This is a genomic window from Streptomyces sp. CC208A, from assembly GCF_030010625.1.
GTDB lineage: Bacteria > Actinomycetota > Actinomycetes > Streptomycetales > Streptomycetaceae > Streptomyces.
In genome coordinates this window covers 57,144-78,154 of sequence record NZ_JASCXN010000005.1, presented here as the reverse complement: position 1 = coordinate 78,154, position 21,011 = coordinate 57,144, and the positions used below count along the sequence as shown (strand labels likewise).

General features: G+C 72.8%; 19 protein-coding genes. 17 read left to right on the top strand and 2 right to left on the bottom strand.

Going from position 1 to position 21,011, the window contains the following annotated elements:
• Window positions 1-7 precede the first annotated feature (7 nt).
• The 11 genes from QK442_RS08190 (at window position 8) to QK442_RS08140 (ending at window position 11,438) form a co-directional block, all read left to right on the top strand.
• Entirely contained in the window at window positions 8-679 is a 672-nt protein-coding gene (locus tag QK442_RS08190) for an AAA family ATPase (protein ID WP_282693201.1), read from the top strand.
• A 158-nt stretch (window positions 680-837) separates the two neighbouring features.
• The gene (locus tag QK442_RS08185) at window positions 838-1,578 is read left to right on the top strand and encodes an enhanced serine sensitivity protein SseB (RefSeq protein WP_282693200.1); all 741 of its coding nucleotides are present in this window, start codon (window positions 838-840) and stop codon (window positions 1,576-1,578) included.
• 104 nt (window positions 1,579-1,682) lie between these two features.
• Complete coding sequence (locus tag QK442_RS08180; protein WP_282693199.1) at window positions 1,683-2,477, top strand: enhanced serine sensitivity protein SseB C-terminal domain-containing protein; 795 nt, start codon at window positions 1,683-1,685, stop codon at window positions 2,475-2,477.
• 217 nt (window positions 2,478-2,694) lie between these two features.
• Entirely contained in the window at window positions 2,695-4,365 is a 1,671-nt protein-coding gene (locus tag QK442_RS08175; RefSeq protein ID WP_282693198.1) for an ABC transporter substrate-binding protein, read from the top strand.
• 95 nt (window positions 4,366-4,460) lie between these two features.
• Entirely contained in the window at window positions 4,461-5,456 is a 996-nt protein-coding gene (locus QK442_RS08170) for an ABC transporter permease (protein WP_282693197.1), read from the top strand.
• Window positions 5,456-6,415, top strand: coding sequence for an ABC transporter permease (locus QK442_RS08165; RefSeq protein WP_282693196.1), 960 nt, complete (start codon window positions 5,456-5,458; stop codon window positions 6,413-6,415). The genes QK442_RS08170 and QK442_RS08165 overlap by 1 nt, the downstream gene beginning before the upstream one ends.
• A 4-nt stretch (window positions 6,416-6,419) precedes the next feature.
• On the top strand, window positions 6,420-7,412 hold the full coding sequence (locus QK442_RS08160) for an ABC transporter ATP-binding protein (RefSeq protein WP_282693195.1): 993 nt from the start codon (window positions 6,420-6,422) through the stop codon (window positions 7,410-7,412).
• On the top strand, window positions 7,409-8,491 hold the full coding sequence (locus QK442_RS08155) for an oligopeptide/dipeptide ABC transporter ATP-binding protein (RefSeq protein ID WP_282693194.1): 1,083 nt from the start codon (window positions 7,409-7,411) through the stop codon (window positions 8,489-8,491). Before QK442_RS08160 ends, QK442_RS08155 begins: the two co-directional genes overlap by 4 nt.
• Before the next feature lie 70 nt (window positions 8,492-8,561).
• Window positions 8,562-9,239: a trimeric intracellular cation channel family protein gene (locus QK442_RS08150; RefSeq protein ID WP_282693193.1), complete on the top strand. Its 678-nt coding sequence runs from the start codon at window positions 8,562-8,564 to the stop codon at window positions 9,237-9,239.
• Between the two features lie 22 nt (window positions 9,240-9,261).
• Entirely contained in the window at window positions 9,262-10,125 is an 864-nt protein-coding gene (locus QK442_RS08145) for a thioesterase family protein (RefSeq protein WP_282693192.1), read from the top strand.
• 149 nt (window positions 10,126-10,274) lie between these two features.
• Window positions 10,275-11,438: a cysteine desulfurase family protein gene (locus tag QK442_RS08140; RefSeq protein WP_282693191.1), complete on the top strand. Its 1,164-nt coding sequence runs from the start codon at window positions 10,275-10,277 to the stop codon at window positions 11,436-11,438.
• 21 nt (window positions 11,439-11,459) lie between these two features.
• Here the strand turns inward: QK442_RS08140 and QK442_RS08135 are convergent, their stop codons facing one another.
• Window positions 11,460-12,116 carry an N-acetylmuramoyl-L-alanine amidase gene (locus tag QK442_RS08135; RefSeq protein ID WP_282693190.1) on the bottom strand — a complete coding sequence of 219 codons (657 nt, stop codon included), beginning with the start codon at window positions 12,114-12,116 and terminating at the stop codon, window positions 11,460-11,462.
• Between the two features lie 125 nt (window positions 12,117-12,241).
• On the opposite strand from QK442_RS08135, the gene mnmA reads away from it, so the two are divergent.
• Window positions 12,242-13,384, top strand: coding sequence for a tRNA 2-thiouridine(34) synthase MnmA (gene mnmA, locus QK442_RS08130; protein ID WP_282693189.1), 1,143 nt, complete (start codon window positions 12,242-12,244; stop codon window positions 13,382-13,384).
• 68 nt (window positions 13,385-13,452) lie between these two features.
• On the opposite strand, the gene QK442_RS08125 is transcribed toward mnmA, so the two are convergent.
• Window positions 13,453-13,992, bottom strand: coding sequence for a hypothetical protein (locus QK442_RS08125; RefSeq protein ID WP_282693188.1), 540 nt, complete (start codon window positions 13,990-13,992; stop codon window positions 13,453-13,455).
• 97 nt (window positions 13,993-14,089) lie between these two features.
• On the opposite strand from QK442_RS08125, the gene QK442_RS08120 reads away from it, so the two are divergent.
• From QK442_RS08120 to QK442_RS08100, 5 genes are all read left to right on the top strand, one after another.
• Entirely contained in the window at window positions 14,090-14,629 is a 540-nt protein-coding gene (locus tag QK442_RS08120) for a TIGR00730 family Rossman fold protein (protein WP_282693187.1), read from the top strand.
• A 7-nt stretch (window positions 14,630-14,636) separates the two neighbouring features.
• On the top strand, window positions 14,637-15,335 hold the full coding sequence (locus QK442_RS08115; protein ID WP_282693186.1) for an SDR family oxidoreductase: 699 nt from the start codon (window positions 14,637-14,639) through the stop codon (window positions 15,333-15,335).
• 4 nt (window positions 15,336-15,339) lie between these two features.
• Window positions 15,340-16,338 (top strand): methionine synthase, encoded by a 999-nt coding sequence (locus tag QK442_RS08110; protein WP_282693185.1) that lies wholly within the window; start codon window positions 15,340-15,342, stop codon window positions 16,336-16,338.
• Between the two features lie 32 nt (window positions 16,339-16,370).
• Window positions 16,371-18,584, top strand: coding sequence for an NAD-dependent DNA ligase LigA (ligA, locus tag QK442_RS08105; RefSeq protein WP_282693184.1), 2,214 nt, complete (start codon window positions 16,371-16,373; stop codon window positions 18,582-18,584).
• 323 nt (window positions 18,585-18,907) lie between these two features.
• Window positions 18,908-20,995 carry a bifunctional diguanylate cyclase/phosphodiesterase gene (locus QK442_RS08100; RefSeq protein ID WP_282693183.1) on the top strand — a complete coding sequence of 696 codons (2,088 nt, stop codon included), beginning with the start codon at window positions 18,908-18,910 and terminating at the stop codon, window positions 20,993-20,995.
• The last annotated feature ends 16 nt before the right edge of the window (window positions 20,996-21,011 follow it).

Genomic DNA, 21,011 nt, shown 5'->3' with positions numbered 1-21,011 from the left:
AGCAGCGATGAGGATCCAGCACACCGGCGTCTTCGCGACCGACGCCGCCATACCCGCCCAGCCGACCGAACGTGCCCGCGCCCGGACCCGTGCGCACGCGCGCGTGGTGCGGGACCTGCGCGAGCGCGGCGGGCGCGGCCCGCGCGCCCTGCTCTTCGCGGCCGGTGACGTCGTGGTCGTCTCCGGCCTGCCCGGCAGCGGCAAGTCCACCCTGCTGCGGCGGGCGGCCGAGGGCGGCGGCATCGACTCCCAGGACGTCCGGGAGCGCTGGGAGGCCCGGATGCCCCGCCTCCTGCCGTACGCGCTCTACCGTCCGCTGGTCCGGATCGCGCACTACGCCGGGCTGTACCGGGCCCTGCGCTCCGGCGCCGGGGTCGTCGTCCACGACTGCGGCACCCAGTCCTGGGTCCGCGGCTGGCTCGCCCGCTCCGCCGCCCGCCGCGGCCGCGCCCTCCACCTGGTGCTCCTCGACGTCGACCCGGCCACCGCCAGGGACGGACAGCGCGAGCGGGGCCGGGGGGTGTCCGCGTACGCCTTCGCCCGGCACCGCCGCGCCGTCGGCCGCCTGGTCGCCGCCGTCGAGGCGGGCCGCCCGCCGCGCGGCTGCGCCTCCGCGACCCTCCTCGACCGGGAAGCCGCCGCCGCGCTGCGCCGTATCGGCTTCCGCCAAGCCGCCTGAGGGCCGTCTGAGGGGCGGGTTCTGGTCACGGGCGGGTCGGGGCGGCGTTAGGGTGCTGCGGGACGGCCGGGACCGGGGCCGATGGGCCGGTGCCGTACGGCCGATGGGCCGGTGCCGTACGAGAAGGGGCCGTACGAGAATTGGGGACGGAAAGCACCGTGGACGTGACGTGGCCGGGCAACGAGCTGGAAGAGGCGCTCGTCGCCGCGCTCGGGGAGCCCGCCGCCGGGGGCCGGCTCATCGAGGTGCTCGGCCGCAGCCAGGTCTGGGTCCCGCTGCCCAACGGCGGCGGCCCCGACAGCGCCGACCTGGACCTCGCCACCATGGAGATCGGCGGCGCCGCCTACGTCCCCGTCTACAGCTCGCAGGAGCAGTTCCTCGCCTGCGTCGGCACCCACATGTCCTTCGCCGTCGCCCCCGCCCGTGACTTCGCCCGCGGCCTGCCGCCGCAGCTCGGGATCGCCGTGAACCCCGGCGGCACCGTCGGCGTCCCGCTGCCCCCGCCCGCCGTCGCCGAGCTGTGCCGGGTCGGCCGCACCGCCCTCGACGGGCCCGCGAGCGGCGGCCGGGTCCGGCTCTTCGAGCCCGACTGGCAGGACGACCCGGTCGACTTCCTCGCCGCCGCCTCCGCCGAGTTCGAGGCCACCGGCGTGGTCGCCACCGCCCGCCGCACCCTCGCCAGCGTCGAGGGCACCGAACCGGCCCTCTTCATCGGCGTCCAGCTCACCGGCTGGGACGGCGTCGACCGCAACGCGCCGCTGGACGCCCTCGGCCGCGCCCTCGGCCGGGTCGAGGTCGCCTGGCCGGTCAACCTGATCCTCCTCGACATGGCCCAGGACCCGGTCGGCGACTGGATGCTGGAACAGGTGCGCCCCTTCTACCAGCGCGCCACCGGATGACCGCGGGCCCTGCCCGAGCCGTCGGCCCTGTCTAAGCTGGACCGACCGAGACCGAACCACCGAACCGAGCCGTACGACACAGAGGACAGAGGGGCGGGACCAGGGTGAGCGCGTCAGGCGGCGCCACGACCGGCCAGGTCGAGCACATGCTGCGCCAGGTGGCGCCCGGACGCTACGACGCGTACGAGGGCCTGCTGCACGCCCTGGCCGACGGAGAGCTGTACATGCTGCTCTGGCAGGGCGGCCCCGGCTCGCCGGAGGCCCAGTACGGCAACATGGAGGTCGACGGGTACGGCTACGCCCCCTGCGTCACCTCCGCCGGCGAGCTCGCCGCCTCCGGCTGGCAGCGCGCCCACGAGCGCGTCACGGGCCGCGAGATCGCCCGTGCCCTCTACCCCGAGCGCTGGGGCGTCTGGCTCAACCCGCACGCCCCCGGCGGCGGCGTCGGCATCCCCTGGGCCGATCTGCGCCGGATCGCCACCGGCCTCGACCGGATGCCCGCAGGACCGCTCCGGGTCTCCGAACCCGCCCTGGAACTCCCGCAGTTCTACGCCCAGCTCACCCAGAACGCGCACCGGACCCCGGCCGTCCGCTCGCTGCGCCGCGGCTGGGTGCAGCCCGCGCTCGGGACCCCGTACCTGGTCATCGGGCTCGACCTGTACGACGGCTCGGCGGCGACCGTCGACGAGGTGCGGGCGATGATGCGGCAGTCGATCGGCGCCGTGCCCGAGGGGCTGCCCGTCTCGACGGTCGCGCTCTCCGATGCGTACGACCCGGTGGCGCTCTGGCTGCGGGCCCACGCCCGCCCCTTCTACGACCGCGAGGCCCACGGCGCCCCGTCCCAGCATGCGGGATCCCACCGTCCGGGATACGGCTACCCGTCGGTGCGGCCCCTCTGACGCCCCCTTCCCCCACCCCGGTCGAAATGGCTTGCCAGGGTGGGGTTTTGCGTCCGCTTTGGGCCCGCTCCCGCCACCGATGTCCGGCATCGGACCGATTTGGTGAGTGTCCGGGTCTCAGGTTGGTATCACCGCTATGCGGACTGTTCTCAGTACCGTCACTCGCCAGTAGCGTTCGGCCGGTCAAGACCACACATGGCGACCCAGGGGTGGACGCATGCGCATACTCAATTCCCGGTCGACCCGGGCTCTGACGGCGGCCCTCACGGTCGGCCTCATCGCCACGGGCTGCGCGAGCGACCGGGACAAGGACGAGAACAAGTCCAAGGCCAAGGACACCTTCGTGTTCGGCGCCCCGGGCGACCCGGCCTCTCTCGACCCGGCCCTCGCGAGCGACGGCGAGACCTTCCGGGTCACCCGCCAGGCGTTCGAGGCGCTCCTGGAGCACGAGTCGGGCGGCAGCGAGCTGGTCGGCGGGCTCGCCGAGAAGTGGTCGAGCAACCCCGAGGGCACCGTCTGGACCTTCAACCTCCGCCAGGGCGTGAAGTTCCACGACGGCGAGACCCTGAACGCGGCGGCGGTCTGCGCCAACTACGACTACTGGTTCAACTGGAAGGGCACCTACCAGTCGAGCGCGGTCTCCTACTACTGGCAGACCATCATGGGCGGCTTCAAGGCCAACGAGGACAAGGAAGCCCCCAAGCCGAACTACAAGTCCTGCACCGCCAAGGACGAGAACACGGCCGTCATCGAGGTCCTCGAGCCCTCCGCCAACCTGCCGGGCGGCTTCTCGCTGCAGGCCCTCGCGATCCACTCGCCGAAGGCGCTGCAGGAGTACGCGAAGCAGGAGGCGACCGCCAAGGGCGACGCCATCACGTACCCCAAGTACAGCCAGGAGGCCGGCACGGTCGCCGGCACCGGCCCGTACAAGATCACGAAGTGGAACAAGGGCAACAAGGAAGTCACCCTTGAGCGCTTCGACGACTACTGGGGCGACAAGGCCAAGGTGAAGAACCTGGTCTTCCGCACGATCGACACCGAGAGCAGCCGCCGTCAGGCGCTGCAGGCCGGTGACATCGACGGCTACGACCTGGTCGCGCCCGCCGACATCAAGACCCTGGAGAGCGCGGGCTTCAACGTCCCGACCCGTGACGTCTTCAACCTGCTCTACCTCGGCATGTCGCAGGAGGCCAACGCGGCGCTGAAGAAGCCCGCCGTCCGCCAGGCCATCGCGCACGCCGTCGACCGCGAGAACATCGTCAAGACCCAGCTGCCCGAGGGCGGCAAGGTCGCGACCCAGTTCATGCCCGACACGGTCGCCGGCCACTCGGACAAGGTGAAGACGTACGCCTTCGACACCGCCAAGTCCAAGGAGCTCCTCGCCTCCGCCGGCGAGTCCAAGCTCGCGGTCGACTTCTGCTACCCGACCGAGGTCACCCGCCCGTACATGCCCGCCCCGCAGGACATCTTCGAGCTGATCAAGGCCGACCTGGAGAAGGCCGGCATCAAGGTCAACCCGAAGCCGGCCAAGTGGAACCCGGACTACCTGGACGCGGTCGAGGCCGGCTCCTGCCCGCTGCACCTGCTCGGCTGGACCGGTGACTTCAACGACGGCTACAACTTCATCGGCACCTGGTTCGCCGGGTACGACAAGCAGTGGGGCTTCAAGGACGAGGCGCTCTTCGGCAAGGTGAAGGCCGGCTCGCTCCAGGGCGACCCGACCAAGCGCACCGACCTCTACAAGGCCGCCAACGAGGCGATCATGGAGTACCTGCCGGGTCTCCCGCTGTCCTCCTCCCCGCCGGCCATCGCGTTCGGCAAGAACGTCGTCCCGCCGAAGGTCTCCCCGCTGACGCAGGAGAACTTCGCCGAGGTCTCCTTCAAGTAACACACCCGTAAGCGGTCCGCCCGGTCACGCGTTCCTCTCGTGGCCGGGCGTCCGCGCATCCGACTCCTGACCAACGCAAGAAAGGGGCATGCGGGGTGTTGCGACTCGTCGTACGACGACTTCTCCAGCTCATACCCACCCTGCTCGGCCTGTCGGTTCTGCTCTTCATCTGGCTGAACCGGCTGCCCGGCGGACCCGCCTCAGCGATCCTGGGCGAGCGGGCGACCGAAGCCGATGTGGCGCGCATCAACCGCGCGCTGGGACTCGACCAGCCGATCCACGTCCAGTACGGACGTTTCCTCAAGCGGCTCATCGACCTCGACCTGGGCACCTCGGTGCAGACCGGGCAGCCCGTCTGGGACGAGTTCGTGCTGCGCTTCCCCGCCACGGTCGAACTCAGCCTCGCGGCCATGTTCCTGGCCGTCGTCGTGGGCGTCCCGCTCGGCTACCTGGCGGCCCGCAACCGCGGCGGCTGGCTGGACGTGGCCTCCGTCTCCGGCTCCCTGGTGGGCATCTGCATCCCGGTCTTCTTCCTGGCGGACCTGCTCAAGGGCGCCTTCGGCGGGATCTTCGGCACCTTCGGCCGCCAGTCCACCGGCATCGACGCCACCAGTGTGACCGGCTTCGCCGTCCTCGACGGCATCCTCACCGGCGAGTTCGACGCCTCCTGGGACGCCCTCATGCACCTGGTGCTGCCCGGCATCGCCCTGGCTTCCATCCCGCTCGCCGTCATCGTCCGCATGACCCGCGCCAGCGTCCTGGAGGTGCTCGGCGAGGACTACATCCGCACCGCCGAGTCCAAGGGCCTGGAGCGCCGGGTCGTCCGCGGCCGGCACGTCCTGCGCAACGCGCTGCTGCCCGTGGTCACCGCCGTCGGCCTGCTCACCGGCAGCCTGCTCTCCGGCGCCGTGCTCACCGAGTCGGTCTTCTCCTTCGGAGGCATCGGCTCCTTCATCCGCACGGCCATCGACGCCCGCGACTACCCGGTGCTCGTCGGCTTCATCATGTTCATCGCGATGATCTACGTGCTGATCAACATGCTCGTCGATCTCGCGTACAGCGTCATCGATCCGAGGGTGCGGGTGCACTGATGAGTCTGATCAACACCGCTTCCAAGGTCGACCGGCTCGCCCAGCTCACGGCGAGGACCGAGACCGCCAGCGGCGCCAGCCTGTGGCGCGAGGCGATGCGCCGGCTGCGCGCCAGCAAGATGGCGATCATCGGCGCCGTGATCATCGCCGGGTTCGTCCTGCTCGCCGTCGTCGGCCCGTGGATCGCCCCCCACGCCCCGACCGACCAGGCCTGGCGCGGCGAGGTCTTCCCCAACCGGGGAGAGTTCGTCGGCGCGCGCGGCGAGAACTGGTTCGGCCTCGACCACCTGGGCCGCGACGTCTTCTCCCGCATGCTCGTCGGCGCCCGCCAGACCCTGCTCGTCGGCGTGGTCTCCATGCTCATCGGCCTGCTGATCGGCGCCCTCATCGGCATCGTGTCGGGCGCGGCGGCCACGCTCGGCGGCCGCATGGGACGCCGGATCGACGACGCCGTCATGCGCGTCACCGACATCATGCTGGCGCTGCCCTCGCTGCTCCTCGCCGTCTCCGTCGCCGCCGTGCTGGGCCAGTCGCTCACCACCGTGATGATCGCCGTCGGTGTGGTGCAGATCCCGATCTTCGCCCGGCTGCTGCGCGGTTCGATGCTCGCCCAGGGCGGCAGCGACTACGTCCTCGCGGCCCGCTCGCTCGGCATCCGCAAGCGGCGGATCGTCTTCACCCAGATCATGCCGAACTCGCTGAGCCCGGTGATCGTCCAGGCCACCCTGAGCCTGGCCACCGCCATCATCGAGGCGGCCGCCCTCTCCTACCTCGGACTCGGCAACCCCGACCCGTCGGTCCCCGAGTGGGGCGTCATGCTCTCGCAGGCGGAACGCTTCTTCGACAACGCGCCGATGATGTCCATGTATCCGGCGGTCGCCATCATCATCACCGCCCTCGGCTTCACCCTGCTCGGCGAGGCCATGCGCGAAGCCCTCGACCCGAAGCTGCGAGGTTGACGTCATGCCACTCCTCACCGTGGACGAACTCACCGTCACCTTCGGCGGCCGCGGCCGCAAGGACGTCCGGGCGGTCAACGGCGTCTCCTTCTCGGTCGACCAGGGCCAGGTCGTCGGCCTGGTCGGCGAGTCGGGCTGCGGCAAGTCCGTGACCTCGCTCGCCCTCATGGGACTGCTGCCCCGCAAGGGCGTCACCCTCGGCGGCCGCGCCGACCTCGACGGCACGGACCTGCTGTCGCTCTCCCCGTCCAAGATGCGCGACCTGCGCGGACGCGACATGGCGATGATCTTCCAGGACCCGCTGTCCTCGCTGAACCCGGTCGTCCCCATCGGCGTCCAGGTCACCGAGATCCTCCAGCGCCACCGCGGCCTGAAGGGCGAGGCCGCCCGCAAGGAGGCCGCACACCTGCTCGACCGGGTCGGCATCCCCGACCCGGACCGACGCCTGAAGGAGTACCCGCACCAGCTCTCCGGCGGCATGCGGCAGCGCGCGCTCATCGCCATGGCGGTCGCCTGCGCCCCCCGCCTGCTCATCGCCGACGAGCCGACCACCGCGCTCGACGTCACCATCCAGGCCCAGATCCTCGAACTCCTCAAGGAACTGGTCGACCAGGAGGGCACCGCGCTGCTGATGATCACCCACGACCTGGGTGTCGTCGCCGGCCTGTGCGACCAGGTGAACGTCCTCTACGCGGGCAAGGTCGTCGAATCGGCCGGCCGGCGCGAGCTGTTCGCCCACCCGACGCACCCGTACACCCACGGCCTGCTCGGCTCCATCCCCCGGCTCGACGCCCCGCGCGGCGAACCGCTCCACCCCATCCGCGGGTCCATCAACGACCAGATCGCCTGGGCCGACGGCTGCGCCTTCGCCCCGCGCTGCGACCGGTACGAGATGGAGTGCCTGACCGGCACGCCCGAACTGACCGAACCGCGCGCGGCCGGCCACCGCGCCCGCTGCGCCAACCCGGTCCTCGCCACGACGGAGGTCCCGGCATGAGCCTGCTCGAACTCGACGGCGTGAAGGTCCACTTCCCCGTCAAGAAGGGCGTCCTCTTCAATCGCACCGTCGGGCACGTCTACGCCGTCGACGGCATCTCGCTGTCGGTCGAGGCGGGCCAGACGTACGGCCTGGTCGGCGAGTCGGGCTGCGGCAAGACGACACTGGGCCGCGCGGTGCTGCGCCTGGTCGACATCACCGACGGCTCGGTCGTCCTCGACGGCACCGACGTGGCCAAGCTGCCGGAGAAGGAGCTGCGTTCCTTCCGCCGCCGGCTCCAGATGGTCTTCCAGGACCCGCTGGGCAGCCTCAACCCGCGCCAGAACATCGAGTCGATCCTCAGCGAGGGCATGGCCGCGCACGGGATCGGCGCGGACCAGGACGAGCGCCGGGAGAAGATCCGGGAGATCCTCGCCAAGGTGGGCCTGCCCGCCAACGCCCTCTCCCGCTACCCGCACGAGTTCTCCGGCGGCCAGCGCCAGCGCATCGGCATCGCCCGCGCCCTGGTCCTGGAGCCGGACCTGATCATCTGCGACGAGCCGGTCTCCGCGCTCGACGTCTCCATCCAGGCCCAGGTGATCAACCTCCTGGAGGAGCTCCAGGAGTCGATGGGCCTGACCTACCTGGTCATCGCCCACGACCTCGCCGTGGTCCGGCACATCTCGGACGTCATCGGCGTGATGTACCTGGGCGCGCTGGTGGAGGAGGCGCCGAGCGACACGCTGTACGAGGAGCCGCTGCACCCGTACACCAAGGCGCTCATGTCGGCGGTGCCGGTGCCGGACCCGGAGGTCGAGGACCGGCGCGAGCGGATCCTGCTCCACGGCGACCTGCCCTCCCCGGCGAACCCGCCGTCGGGCTGCCGCTTCCACACCCGCTGCCCGTGGGCGCAGGACCGGTGCGGCAAGGAGCGGCCGGAGCTGACGGACGCGGGCGGCGGCCACAAGGTGGCCTGCCACTTCGCCCGGGAGATCCAGGACGGCACCCTCCGCCCGGCGGGCGAGGAGAGGCCGGAGATCCCCGCACAGGCGAAGCCTGAGGAGTCCGAGGAGCCCAAGGGGGAGCCCAAGGGGGAGTGATCCCGCACCGAAAGGTCCCGGCCATCACATGATGGCCGGGACCTTTCCGTACAGGCGGCACAATTGCCCGGTGCTCCACGATCTGTTCAGTCCGTCGGTCCAACACACGCTCGACCTCATCGGCATCTTCGTCTTCGCCATCTCCGGCGCCCTCCTCGCCGTCCGGAAGAACTTCGACGTCTTCGGCATGGCCGTGCTCGCCGAGGTCACCGCGCTCGGCGGCGGCCTCTTCCGCGACCTGGTGATCGGAGCCGTACCCCCGGCCGCCTTCACCGACCTCGGCTACTTCCTCATGCCGCTGGTCGCCACCGCCCTCGTCTTCTTCCTCCACCCGGAGGTGGAGCGCACCCAGACCGCCGTGAACGTCTTCGACGCGGCCGGCCTCGGCTTCTTCTGCGTGACCGGGACGACGAAGGCGTACGACTACGGGCTCGGCCTCACCTCCTCGGCGGTGCTCGGCCTCGCCACGGCCGTCGGCGGCGGCGTGCTGCGCGACGTGCTCGCCAACGAGGTGCCCTCGCTGCTCCGCTGGGACCGCGACCTGTACGCCGTCCCCGCGATCGTCGGCGCGACCATGATCGTCCTCTTCATCCGCTTCGACGTGCTGAACGCCTACACCAGCAGCGCCGCCGTGCTCACCGCCTTCCTGCTGAGGCTGCTCGCCCTGCGCTACCACTGGCGCGCGCCGCGCGCCTGGAACCGCAGGTCCTCGGCGCGCGAGGAGCCCGAAAAAGCTACCGCTCAGTAATCTTCTGTTGTACCGTCGGTCCATGAGCACGAGCACCGAGACGAGCCCCGCGCCGACGGCCGGAGCACGCAGCGAGTTCGACCGGGACACCGCCGTCACCCTCCGCGAGCCGGGGGTCTACGACGCCGAGCTCTCGGCCGGCTGGACGATCATCCACGCGGTCAACGGCGGCTACCTCCTCGCCCTGCTCGGCCGCGCCCTCGGCGACCACCTGCCGCACCCGGACCCGTTCACCGTCTCGGCGCACTACCTCACGCCGTCGGTGCCGGGCCCCGCGGTCATCCGGACCGAGACCGTCCGCACCGGCCGGACCCTCTCCACCGGCACCGCCTCCCTCTACCAGTACGCCGAGGACGGCACCGAGGTCGAGCGGATCCGCGTCCTCGCCTCCTACGGCGACCTCGGCGCCCTCCCGGACGACGTCCGCACCAGCGCGGTCCCGCCCGCCTTCGCCCCGATCGAGCAGTGCTTCAGCGCCGCCGACAACCCGGCGCCCAGGATCCCCGGCTCCTCCGCGATCGCCGACCGGCTCGACCTCCGCCTCGACCCCGCCTGCGTCGGCTGGGCGCTCGGCGCCCCCTCCGGCAAGGGCGAGATGCGCGCCTGGTTCGGCCTCGCCGACGGCCGCGAGCCCGACGCGCTCTCCCTGCTCCTCGCCGTCGACGCCCTGCCGCCGACCGCCTTCGAGCTGGGCCTGACGGGCTGGACGCCGACCGTGGAGCTCACCACCCACGTCCGCTGCCGCCCCGCCCCCGGCCCGCTGCGGGTCTCCATCACCACCCGCAACTTGGCCGGCGGCTTCCTGGAGGAGGACGCCGAGGTCTGGGACACCGCCGGCCGCCTCGTCGCCCAGTCCCGCCAGCTCGCCCGCGCCCCACGCGACTGAGCCGGTACGCCCCCCGGCGGCTGAGCCTCGCGCCCCACGCGGCCGAGCCGGTACGCCCCCGGCGGCGCGGCCCGGTTCGGGTCGGCCGCCGGAGAGCCGGAGCGGGCCCTTCGAGGAAGCTCCACCCGGGCTCGTAGAATCGACCCACCATGGCTTACCTCGACCACGCCGCGACCACGCCCATGCTTCCCGAGGCGATCGAGGCGATGACCGCCCAGCTCGCCGTCACGGGCAACGCCTCCTCCCTGCACGCCGCGGGGCGCCGCGCCCGGCGGACCGTCGAGGAGGGCCGCGAGACCCTCGCCGCCGCGCTCGGCGCCCGGCCCAGCGAGGTCGTCCTCACCTCCGGCGGCACCGAGGCCGACAACCTCGCGGTCAAGGGCCTCTACTGGTCCCGCCGGGACGCCGACCCGCGCCGCACCCGCGTCCTCGCCAGTCCCGTCGAGCACCACGCCGTCCTCGACGCCGTCGACTGGCTCGCCACCCACGAGGGCGCCGACGTCGAGTACCTGCCGGTCGACGCGTACGGCCGCGTCCACCCCGAGGCGCTGCGCGAGGCCATCGCCCGCGACCCCGACTCCGTCGCCCTGGCCACCGTGATGTGGGCCAACAACGAGATCGGCACCGTCATGCCGGTCCGCGCCCTCGCCGACGCCGCCGCCGAGTTCGGCGTCCCGCTGCACGCCGACGCCGTCCAGGCCGTCGGCCAGCTCCCCGTCGACTTCGGCGCCTCCGGGCTCGCCGCCATGACCGTCTCCGGCCACAAGATCGGCGGCCCCTACGGCATCGGCGCCCTGCTCCTCGGCCGCGAGCACACCCCCGTCCCCGTCCTGCACGGCGGCGGCCAGGAGCGGCACGTCCGCTCCGGCACCCTCGACGTCCCCGCCGTCGCCGCCTTCGCCACCGCCGCCCGCATCGCCACCGACGAGCAGGAGGACTTCGCCCGCGAGATCGGCGCCCTGCGCGACGCCCTCGTCACCGCCGTCCGCACCTCCGTCCCCGACGTGATCCTCGGCGGCGACCCCGTCGACCGGCTCCCCGCCAACGCCCACTTCACCTTCCCCGGCTGCGAGGGCGACTCCCTGCTCCTCCTCCTCGACGCCGCCGGGATCGCCTGCTCCACCGGCTCCGCCTGCACCGCCGGCATCGCCCAGCCCAGCCACGTCCTGCTCGCCACCGGCACCGACCCCGACCTGGCCCGCGGCACCCTCCGCTTCTCCCTCGGCCACACCTCCACCGCGGACGACGTGAAGGCCGTCGCCGAGGCCATCGGCCCGGCCGTGGAACGCGCCCGCACCGCCGGCCTCAGCTGAGCCGGACTCGTACAGCCGGACTCACCCCAGCCGCGCCCGCTCCTTCCGTACGAGGGTCAGGTACCGGTCCCAGTCCCAGTGCGGGCCGGGATCGGTGTGGTCGGTGCCCTCGACCTCCACGTGCCCGATGATGTGCTCCCGGTCCACGGGTATCCCGTACCGCCGGCAGATGTCCGCCGTCAGCCGCGCCGACCCCGCGTACATCTCCGCCGTGAAGTCCTGCGGCCGGTCCACGAAGCCCTCGTGCTCGATGCCGATGCTCCGCTCGTTCATGTCCCGGTTCCCCGCGTGGAAGGCCACGTCGAGCTCCCGGATCATCTGCGCCACGTGCCCGTCCTTGCGGACCACGTAATGGGTGGCCGCCCCGTGCAGCGGATTCCGGAAGACCCGCAGCGCCGTCGCGTACGAGCCCTGCACCACGTGGATCACCACCCGGTCGATCGTGTAGTCGTCCGGCCGGTCCGCCCGCCGCCAGTTCGCCTGGTGCGCCGCCGTCCACTCGGCCGGCTTGTGGTCCAGCTCCCCGTCCGTCCTCGGCTTCTCCATCCACGGCAGCCGCCACCAGGCCCGCGCCAGATCCTCGCGCGCGAGCACCGCCGTGCCCACCACGGCCGCTCCGCCGCCGAGCAGCACCGCGCGCCGCCCGACCCCCCGCTTCTTCCCGTTCTCGCTCCCCATGCCCGTCACAACGCCCACATTCGCGGCGGCGGTTCCCGCCCGCGACCCCGATCCGTCCCGGAGCCGACCCCGATCCGCCCCGGAGGGAACCCCGACCCGGAACGGCCCCGTACCCTGGTAGGGCTATGACTGAGACCGCGCCCCAGCGCCCCCGCACCCGTCCGCTCCAGGTCCTCGCCGCCATGTCGGGCGGGGTGGACTCCGCCGTCGCCGCCGCCCGGGCCGTCGAGGCCGGGCACGACGTCACCGGCGTGCACCTCGCGCTCTCCGCGAACCCGCAGTCCTTCCGCACCGGAGCCCGCGGCTGCTGCACCATCGAGGACTCCCGGGACGCCCGCCGGGCCGCCGACGTCATCGGCATCCCCTTCTACGTGTGGGACCTCGCCGAGCGCTTCCGCGCCGACGTGGTCGACGACTTCGTCGCGGAGTACGAGGCCGGCCGCACCCCCAACCCGTGCCTGCGCTGCAACGAGAAGATCAAGTTCGCCGCGCTCCTCGACAAGGCGCTCGCCCTCGGCTTCGACGCCGTCTGCACCGGCCACTACGCCACCGTGGTGCTGCGCGAGGACGGCACCCGCGAGCTGCACCGCGCCTCCGACATGGCGAAGGACCAGTCGTACGTGCTCGGCGTCCTCGACGAGCAGCAGCTCGCCCACGCGATGTTCCCGCTCGGCGACACCCTCACCACCAAGGACGAGATCCGGGCCGAGGCCGAACGGCGCGGCCTCGCCGTCGCCAAGAAGCCCGACAGCCACGACATCTGCTTCATCGCCGACGGCGACACCCAGGGCTTCCTCGCGACCCGCCTGGGCAGGGCGGAGGGCGACATCGTCGACGAGTCCGGCACGAAGCTCGGCACCCACGAGGGCGCGTACGGCTTCACCATCGGCCAGCGCAAGGGCCTGCGCATCGGCCACCCGGCCCCCGACGGCAAGCCCCGCTACGTCCTGGACATCTCGCCCGTGAACAACACGGTCACCGTCGGCCCCGCCGAGTCCCTCGACGTCACCGCCCTCACCGCGATCAAGCCCCGCTGGTGCGGCACCGCCCCCGAGGGCCCCGGCCGCTACACCGCCCAGCTCCGCGCCCACGGCGGCGAGACCGAGGTGAGCGCGGCCCTGGAGGACGGCGAACTGAAGGTCACCTTCGACGAGCCCGTCCGCGGCGTGGCCCCCGGCCAGGCGATCGTCCTCTACGACGGCACCCGCGTGGTCGGCTCGGCCACGATCGCGACGACGGTACGCCGCACGGCGACGGCCCCCGCCTAGGGAGCCGCCCGACGGCCGGGCCGACCCGGGGCGGAGCCGTCCGGGGGCGAGGCCGTCCGGGGCGGGGCTCACGCCACCTCCACCGCCTCCGTGACCTCCGTCACGAACTCCGCGAGCACCGGCGCCAGCACATGCGGCGCCACCTCGTGGATCTGCCCCGTCAGCGTCCGGTGCCGGCCCCGGGGCAGGGACGCCGCGAGCGCCCGCGCCGCCCGCCGGACCGGCGCCGGGCTCGCCCCGCCGTCGACCACGAGCACGGGCGCCGCCGCATCCTCCAGAGGGAGCGCGGGCATCGCGTACGGCGGCTCGAACACCGACACCGCCCCCACCGGCAGCCCCGCCGCCGCGGCGGCCAGCGCCAGCACGCCGGGACCCGCCGCCTCCAGCACCGCCGCCAGGCCCTCCAACTCCCGCTCCACCGTGTACGGCCCCGCGCTGCCACCGCCGTACACGAACACGGGGAAGCTCCGGGCCAGCAGCCGGGCGAGCGGCACCTCGCCCACCAGCACCACCGCGGGCCCGCGCCCGGCCCCCGTTCCGTGCCCCTCGTACCGCTCGTACACGATGGTCGTCCCGTCCCGCGAGACGACCGTCCTCACCTCGTCCATGGCAGGGCAGACCGACGGCCCCGCCGGAACTCATCGCCGCAGCGGGGGATGTCCCCAAGCATCCAGGAACCCGCAGATCAGGGCCTACGGTGTCGGCATGAACATCTGCGTCTTCCTCTCCGCCGCCGACCTCGACGAGCGGTACACCGCCCCCGCCCGCGAGTTCGCCGCCCTCCTCGGCAAGGCCGGCCACACCCTGGTCTGGGGCGGCTCCGACACCGGCCTGATGAAGGTCGTCGCGGACGGCGTGCAGGAGGCGGGGGGCCGGCTCGTCGGCGTCTCCGTCGACTTCCTCGCCGCCAAGGCCCGTCCGAACGCCGACGAGATGACCATCACCAAGGACCTCGCCGAGAGGAAGGCGCTCCTCCTCGCCAAGTCCGACGCGATCGTCGTCATGGTCGGCGGCACCGGCACCCTCGACGAGGCCACCGAGATCCTGGAGCTCAAGAAGCACGGCAAGCACACCAAGCCGGTCGTCGTCCTCAACACCGCCGGCTTCTACGACGGCCTCAAGGTCCAGTTCCAGCGCATGGACGACGAGGGCTTCCTGCCCCGTCCCCTCTCCGAACTCGCCTTCTTCGCCGAGGACGGGCGCACCGCCCTCGCCCACCTGGAGAACGAGATCGCCGCCCGCTGATGGGACCATGGTGACCATGGCTACTCATGTGATCACCGGGGCAGGTTCCGGCATCGGCGCCGCCGTCGCGCGGCGGCTGCACGCGCGCGGGGACGACCTCGTGCTGCACGCGCGCGACGCGGGGCGGGCCAAGGAGCTGGCGGCCGAGTTCCCCGGCGCCCGCACCCTCGTCGGGGACCTCGCGGATCCGGACCGGCTCTCCTGGGCGTTCTCGCACCAGAGCCTGCCGGACAGGGTCGACTCGCTGCTGCACATCGCCGGGGTCGTCGACCTCGGCGCCGTCGGGGAGCTCACCCCGAAGTCCTGGCACCACCAGCTGAACGTGAACCTGGTCGCCCCCGCCGAACTGACCCGGCACTTCCTGCCGCAGCTCCGCGTCTCCCAGGGGCACGTCGTCTTCGTGAACTCCGGCGCCGGACTCGCCGCGCACGCGGAGTGGAGCGCGTACGCCGCCTCCAAGCACGGCCTCAAGGCCCTCGCCGACTCGCTGCGCCACGAGGAGCACGCCAACGGCGTCCGGGTCACCTCCGTCTACCCCGGTCGCACCGCCAGCCCCATGCAGGCCAAGGTGCACCAGCAGGAGGGCAAGGAGTACGACCCCGCGCGGTGGATCGATCCCGAGTCCGTGGCCACCACCATCGTCATGGCCCTCGACCTGCCGCGCGACGCCGAGGTCAACGACCTGACGGTCCGTCCGGGACGGTAGGGCCATGAGCGAGATCCAGCAGTGGGGCCCGGCCACCGGCGTCGGGTCCCTGCCCGGGGGCGACGCCCGCGAGGCCGCCAAGACGGTCACCGGCACCTTCGAGGACTTCCCCTTCCTCGCCGAACTCCCCGCCCGCGGCCCCGGCGCCGACATGATCGGCCGCACCCTCGGGATGCTCGTCGACCTGTACGCGCACGTGGAGCCCAGCGGCTGGCGGATCAGCGACCGGCCGGGCCGCGACACCCGCCGCGCCCGCTCCTGGCTCGGCGAGGACCTCGACGCCCTGGAGGAGTTCACCCAGGGGTACGAGGGGCCGCTCAAGGTCCAGGCCGTCGGCCCGTGGACCCTCGCCGCCGCCCTCGAACTCCGCGGCGGCGAGGCCGCCCTGAGCGACGCCGGGGCCTGCCGCGATCTCGCCGCCTCCCTCGCCGAGGGCCTGCGCGGCCACCTCGCCGAGGTGGCCAAGCGCGTCCCCGGCGCCCGGATCGTGCTCCAGCTCGACGAGCCCTCGCTCACCGCCGTCCTCCTCGGCCAGGTCCGCACCGCCAGCGGCTACCGCACCCACCGGGCCGTCGACCGGCAGGTCGTGGAGGCCGCCCTGCGCGAGGTGATCGCCGCCCACGACGGGCCCGTCACCGTCCACTCCTGCGCCCCCGGCGTGCCCTTCGCACTGCTGCGCCGCGCCGGAGCCGCCGGTGTGTCGTTCGACTTCGGGCTGCTCACCGACCGTGACGAGGAGCCGATCGGCGAGGCCGTGGAGGCCGGGACGAAGCTCTTCGCCGGTGTGGTGCCCTCCACGGACACGGCATTGTCGGACCCGGGCGGTAGCGTCATGGGTGTCAGGACGCTGTGGCGCAGGCTGGGGCTGAATCCGGGGACTCTCGCCGAGTCCGTGGTCGTCACCCCCACCTGCGGGCTCGCCGGCGCCTCGCCCGCGTACGCCCGGGCGGCGCTCGCCCACTGCGTCCGGGCGGCGAGATCACTCGCGGACAACCCAGAGTGACCGGGGCCGGAAGCACGGGAGGACGAACGAAGGTGGCAGTCGAACAGGGGGCCCTGCCCGACGGACAGGGCACGGTGCCCGCCGAGGCGCGGGAGAAGCACGCCGAACTGGCCGAGCAGGTCGAGGAGCACCGCTTCCGGTACTACGTGAAGGACCAGCCGGTCGTCAGCGACGCGGAGTTCGACCGGCTCCTGCGCGCCCTGGAGGCGCTGGAGGAGGAGTACCCGGAGCTGCGCACGCCCGACTCGCCGACCCAGAAGGTGGCGGGGCAGTACGAGACCGAGTTCACCGCCGTCCAGCACCGCGAGCGCATGCTCTCGCTGGACAACGCCTTCGACGAGGAGGAGCTGACGACCTGGGCCGAGCGCGTCGCCCGGGACGTCGGCACCCCCGACTTCCACTTCCTGTGCGAGCTCAAGGTCGACGGCCTCGCCGTCAACCTCACCTACGAGCACGGCCGGCTCACCCGCGCCGCCACCCGCGGCGACGGCCGCACCGGCGAGGACATCACGCCCAACGTGCGGACCATCGCCGACGTCCCCGAGCGCCTCCAGGGCGACCGGATCCCGGAGCTCGTCGAGATCCGGGGCGAGGTCTACTTCCCCATGGAGGCCTTCGAGGCGCTCAACGCCCGCCTGGTGGAGGCCGGCGACAAGCCCTTCGCCAACCCGCGCAACGCGGCCGCGGGCTCGCTGCGCCAGAAGGACCCCAAGGTCACCGCCACCCGGCCGCTCCACATGGTGGTCCACGGCATCGGCGCCCGCGAGGGCTTCGAGATCGCCCGCCTCTCGGAGGCGTACGAGCTGCTGCGCGAGTGGGGCCTGCCCACCTCCGGGCACACCAAGGTGGTCGACTCCCTCGGCGAGGTGCGCGAGTTCATCGCGCACTACGGCGAGCACCGGCACTCCGTGGAGCACGAGATCGACGGCGTCGTCGTCAAGCTCGACGAGATCCCGCTCCAGGGCCGGCTCGGCTCCACCGCGCGCGCCCCCCGCTGGGCCATCGCCTGGAAGTACGCGCCGGAGGAGGTCAACACCAAGCTCGTCGACATCAAGGTCGGCGTCGGCCGCACCGGCCGCGTCACCCCGTACGCGCAGGTGGAGCCCGTCACCGTGGCCGGCTCCGAGGTCGAGTTCGCCACCCTCCACAACCAGGAGGTGGTGAAGGCCAAGGGCGTCCTCATCGGCGACACCGTCGTGCTCCGCAAGGCCGGTGACGTCATCCCCGAGATCCTCGGCCCGGTCGTCGACCTGCGGGACGGCACCGAGCGGGAGTTCGTGATGCCCGCCGAGTGCCCCGAGTGCGGCACGGCGCTGAAGCCGATGAAGGAGGGCGACATCGACCTCCGCTGTCCGAACGCCCGGACCTGCCCGGCCCAGCTGCGCGAGCGGGTCGAGTTCCTCGCCGGACGCGCCTGCCTCGACATCGAGAAGTTCGGCGCGGTGGCCGCCGCCGCCCTCACCCAGCCCCTGGAGCCGGCCGAGCCGCCGCTCAAGGACGAGGGCGACCTCTTCGACCTCACCATCGAGCAGCTGCTGCCGATCAAGGCGTACGTGCTCGACGCCGACAGCGGACTGCCCAAGCGGGACCCGAAGACCGGCGAGGAGAAGATCGTCACCGTCTTCGCCAACCAGAAGGGCGAGCCGAAGAAGAACGCGCTCGCCATGCTGGAGAACATCGCGGCCGCGAAGACCCGCCCGCTCGCCCGCTTCATCAACGGTCTCTCCATCCGCCACGTCGGCCCCGTCGCCGCCGAGGCGCTCGCCCGCGAGTTCCGCTCCCTGGAGCGGATCGAACAGGCCACCGAGGAAGAGCTCGCGGCGGTCGACGGCGTCGGCGGCATCATCGCCGCCGCCGTGAAGCAGTGGTTCTCCGAGGAGTGGCACCGCGAGATCGTGCGGAAGTGGCGCGCCGCCGGCGTCACCCTGGAGGACGAGGGCGCCGGGGAGGACGAGGGCCCCCGCCCGCTGGAGGGCCTGACGGTCGTCGTGACCGGCACCCTGGAGCGCTTCACCAGGGATGGCGCAAAAGAATCGCTCCAGAGCCGCGGAGCCAAGGTCACCGGTTCCGTTTCGAAGAAGACCTCCTTCGTCGTCGTGGGGGAGAACCCCGGCTCCAAGTACGACAAGGCGATGCAGCTGAAGGTTCCGGTTCTGGACGAGGAGGGGTTCCAGATCCTGCTCGAACAGGGTCCCGAGGCTGCTCGCGAGGCCGCACAGCCGATCGAGGAGCCGGCGGAGGAGTGACCCCGGGGCGCCCTCTCCGGGAGCGCGGAAGCTCACCCGTTCGGCGCATACCAGATGGTTAGGGGTGGCCAGGTCGCATTCGGGCAAGAGAGGGAGAGCGCTGCCCCTCGGCGCCCTCCGCGGCCTACTGTGGTGAGCGTGCGTCTCGTCCCGCACCGCCGCGCGAGGGTTCTGCGCGGCCGTGCGCCAGGACGAACGGCCCCGCGCCATGCGCCCCGCCCCGAAGCCGGCGGGGCGCGCGACCGGCGGCCGGACGCCACCACGGCCGCCTCGCCGCGGCCCATCGGACAGCGACGGCACCGCCGCCTGCGAGAGGGACGGGAATGGAACCGACCGAGAGTGCCGCCCCGGTGCCACGGCCGCGTGGCCGGGTGCTCCCCACGGGCTTCACCGGCCTGCCCGCCGCCGTGGTGGGCACCGCCGCCGCCGTGCTCGTCACCGGCCTCCAGCGGGCCCTGACCGCCGGCCATCCGCTCTTCCCCGGCGGCGTCGCCGGCTGGGCCCTCGCCGTCCTCACCGGCCTCATCGTCGGCCACCTCGTCGCCCTCGGCCGCGAGCGCTGGTGGGGCGGCACCGGCTCCGGCGCCGCCCTCACCCTCGCCGTCCTCCTCCTGTACGGCTGGGTCCCCGCCGGACTCGTCTCGCTCACCGTCGTCGTCCTCGTCAGCGCCGCCCGACGGCACCGTTGGAGACAGGGCCTCCTGCACGGCGCCGCCGACGTCCTCGGCGTCGCCGCCGCCGCCCTCGTCCTCGCCGTCTTCGGCGACGTCCCCGGCGTCGACGACCCCTGGAACCCCCTCGACTGGACGATCGCCGACGCCCCGGAGATCGTCCTCGCCGCCGGGGTCTACCTCCTCGCGACCCGGCTCCTGCTGTGGTACACGCTCGCCCCGCCCGGCCGCGGCCTGCCCACCGTCGCCCGCACCGCCCTGCTCCGCCAGGGCCTCGTCGCCGTCGCTCTGCTCGGCATCGCCCCGCTGATCTGCGTCGTCGCCGCCGCCTTCCCGGTCCTCCTGCCGCTCTTCGCGATCCCGCTCATCGCCCTCGACTCCACCCTCTGGATCGCCCGCGCCCGCGCCGAGGAACAGCTCCGCGACCCGCTCACCGGCCTCCCCAACCGCCAGTGGCTCCTGGAGCGCACCTGGACCGCCCTGGAGGCCGCCGAGGACGGGCAGACCCGCGTCGCCCTCGTCCTCATCGACCTCGACCGCTTCCGCTCGGTCAACGACACCCTCGGCCACCTCGCCGGCGACCGGCTCCTCCTCCAGATCGCCGAACGGCTCCGCCTCGCCCTGCCCCGCGGCGCCGAGGCCGCCCGGCTCGGCGGCGACGAGTTCGCCGTCCTGCTGCCCGTCGCCTACTCCACCACCAGCGCCCAGCGGGTCGCCCGCCACCTCGTCGCCGCCCTCTCCTCCCCGCTCGACCTCGACGGCCTCACCCTCGTCCTGGAGGCCAGCGCCGGCGTCGCCGTCCACCCCGACCACGCCGCCGACGCCGAGGGCCTGCTGCGCCGCGCCGACGTCGCCATGTACCAGGCCAAGCGCGACCGCACCGGCGTCGAGGTGTACGAGTCCAAGCGCGACTCCAACACCCCCGACCGGCTCGGCCTCCTCGGCGACCTGCGCCGCGCCCTCGACGCCGGCGAGGTCGAACTCCACTACCAGCCGAAGGTCCGCTTCGACGGCCAGGTCGCCGGTCTGGAAGCCCTCGTCCGCTGGGTCCACCCCGAGCGCGGAAAGGTTCCGCCGGACGAGTTCATCGCCATCGCCGAGTCCTCCGGACTGATGCCGCACCTCACCGAGTACGTCCTGGAGACCGCCCTCGCCCAGGTCGCCCGCTGGCGCGCCCAGGGCCTGGAGGTGCCCGTCGCCGTCAACGTCTCGCCGCGCGACGTCCACACCCCCGGCTTCGCCGGCGCCGTCGCCGCCCGGCTCGCCCGCCACGGCGTCCCGGCCGGCTCCCTCCAGCTGGAGATAACGGAACACGTCCTCCTGGAGGACCCCCAGCGCGCCGCCGACACCCTCAACGGCCTCACCGGACACGGCGTCAAGATGTCCCTGGACGACTTCGGCACCGGCTACTCCTCCCTCGTCCACCTGCGTCGGCTCCCGGTCAGCGAACTGAAGATCGACCGCTCCTTCGTCGCCCGGCTCGCCGTCGACACCGAGGACGCCGAGATCGTCCGCTGCACCGTCGACCTCGCCCACTCCCTCGGCCTCCTCGTCGTCGCCGAGGGCGTCGAGGACGACGAGACCTGGGAACGGCTGCGCGACCTGGGCTGCGACGCCGTCCAGGGCTGGCTGGTCTCCGCCGCCATGCCGCCCGCCGAGACCACCGCCTGGCTGCTCGCCCGCGGCGAGCACGGCTGGCGCCGGGCCGCCGAGACGGCCCCCGGACACGTCGTGCAGTGAGAGACCCGAACGAGAC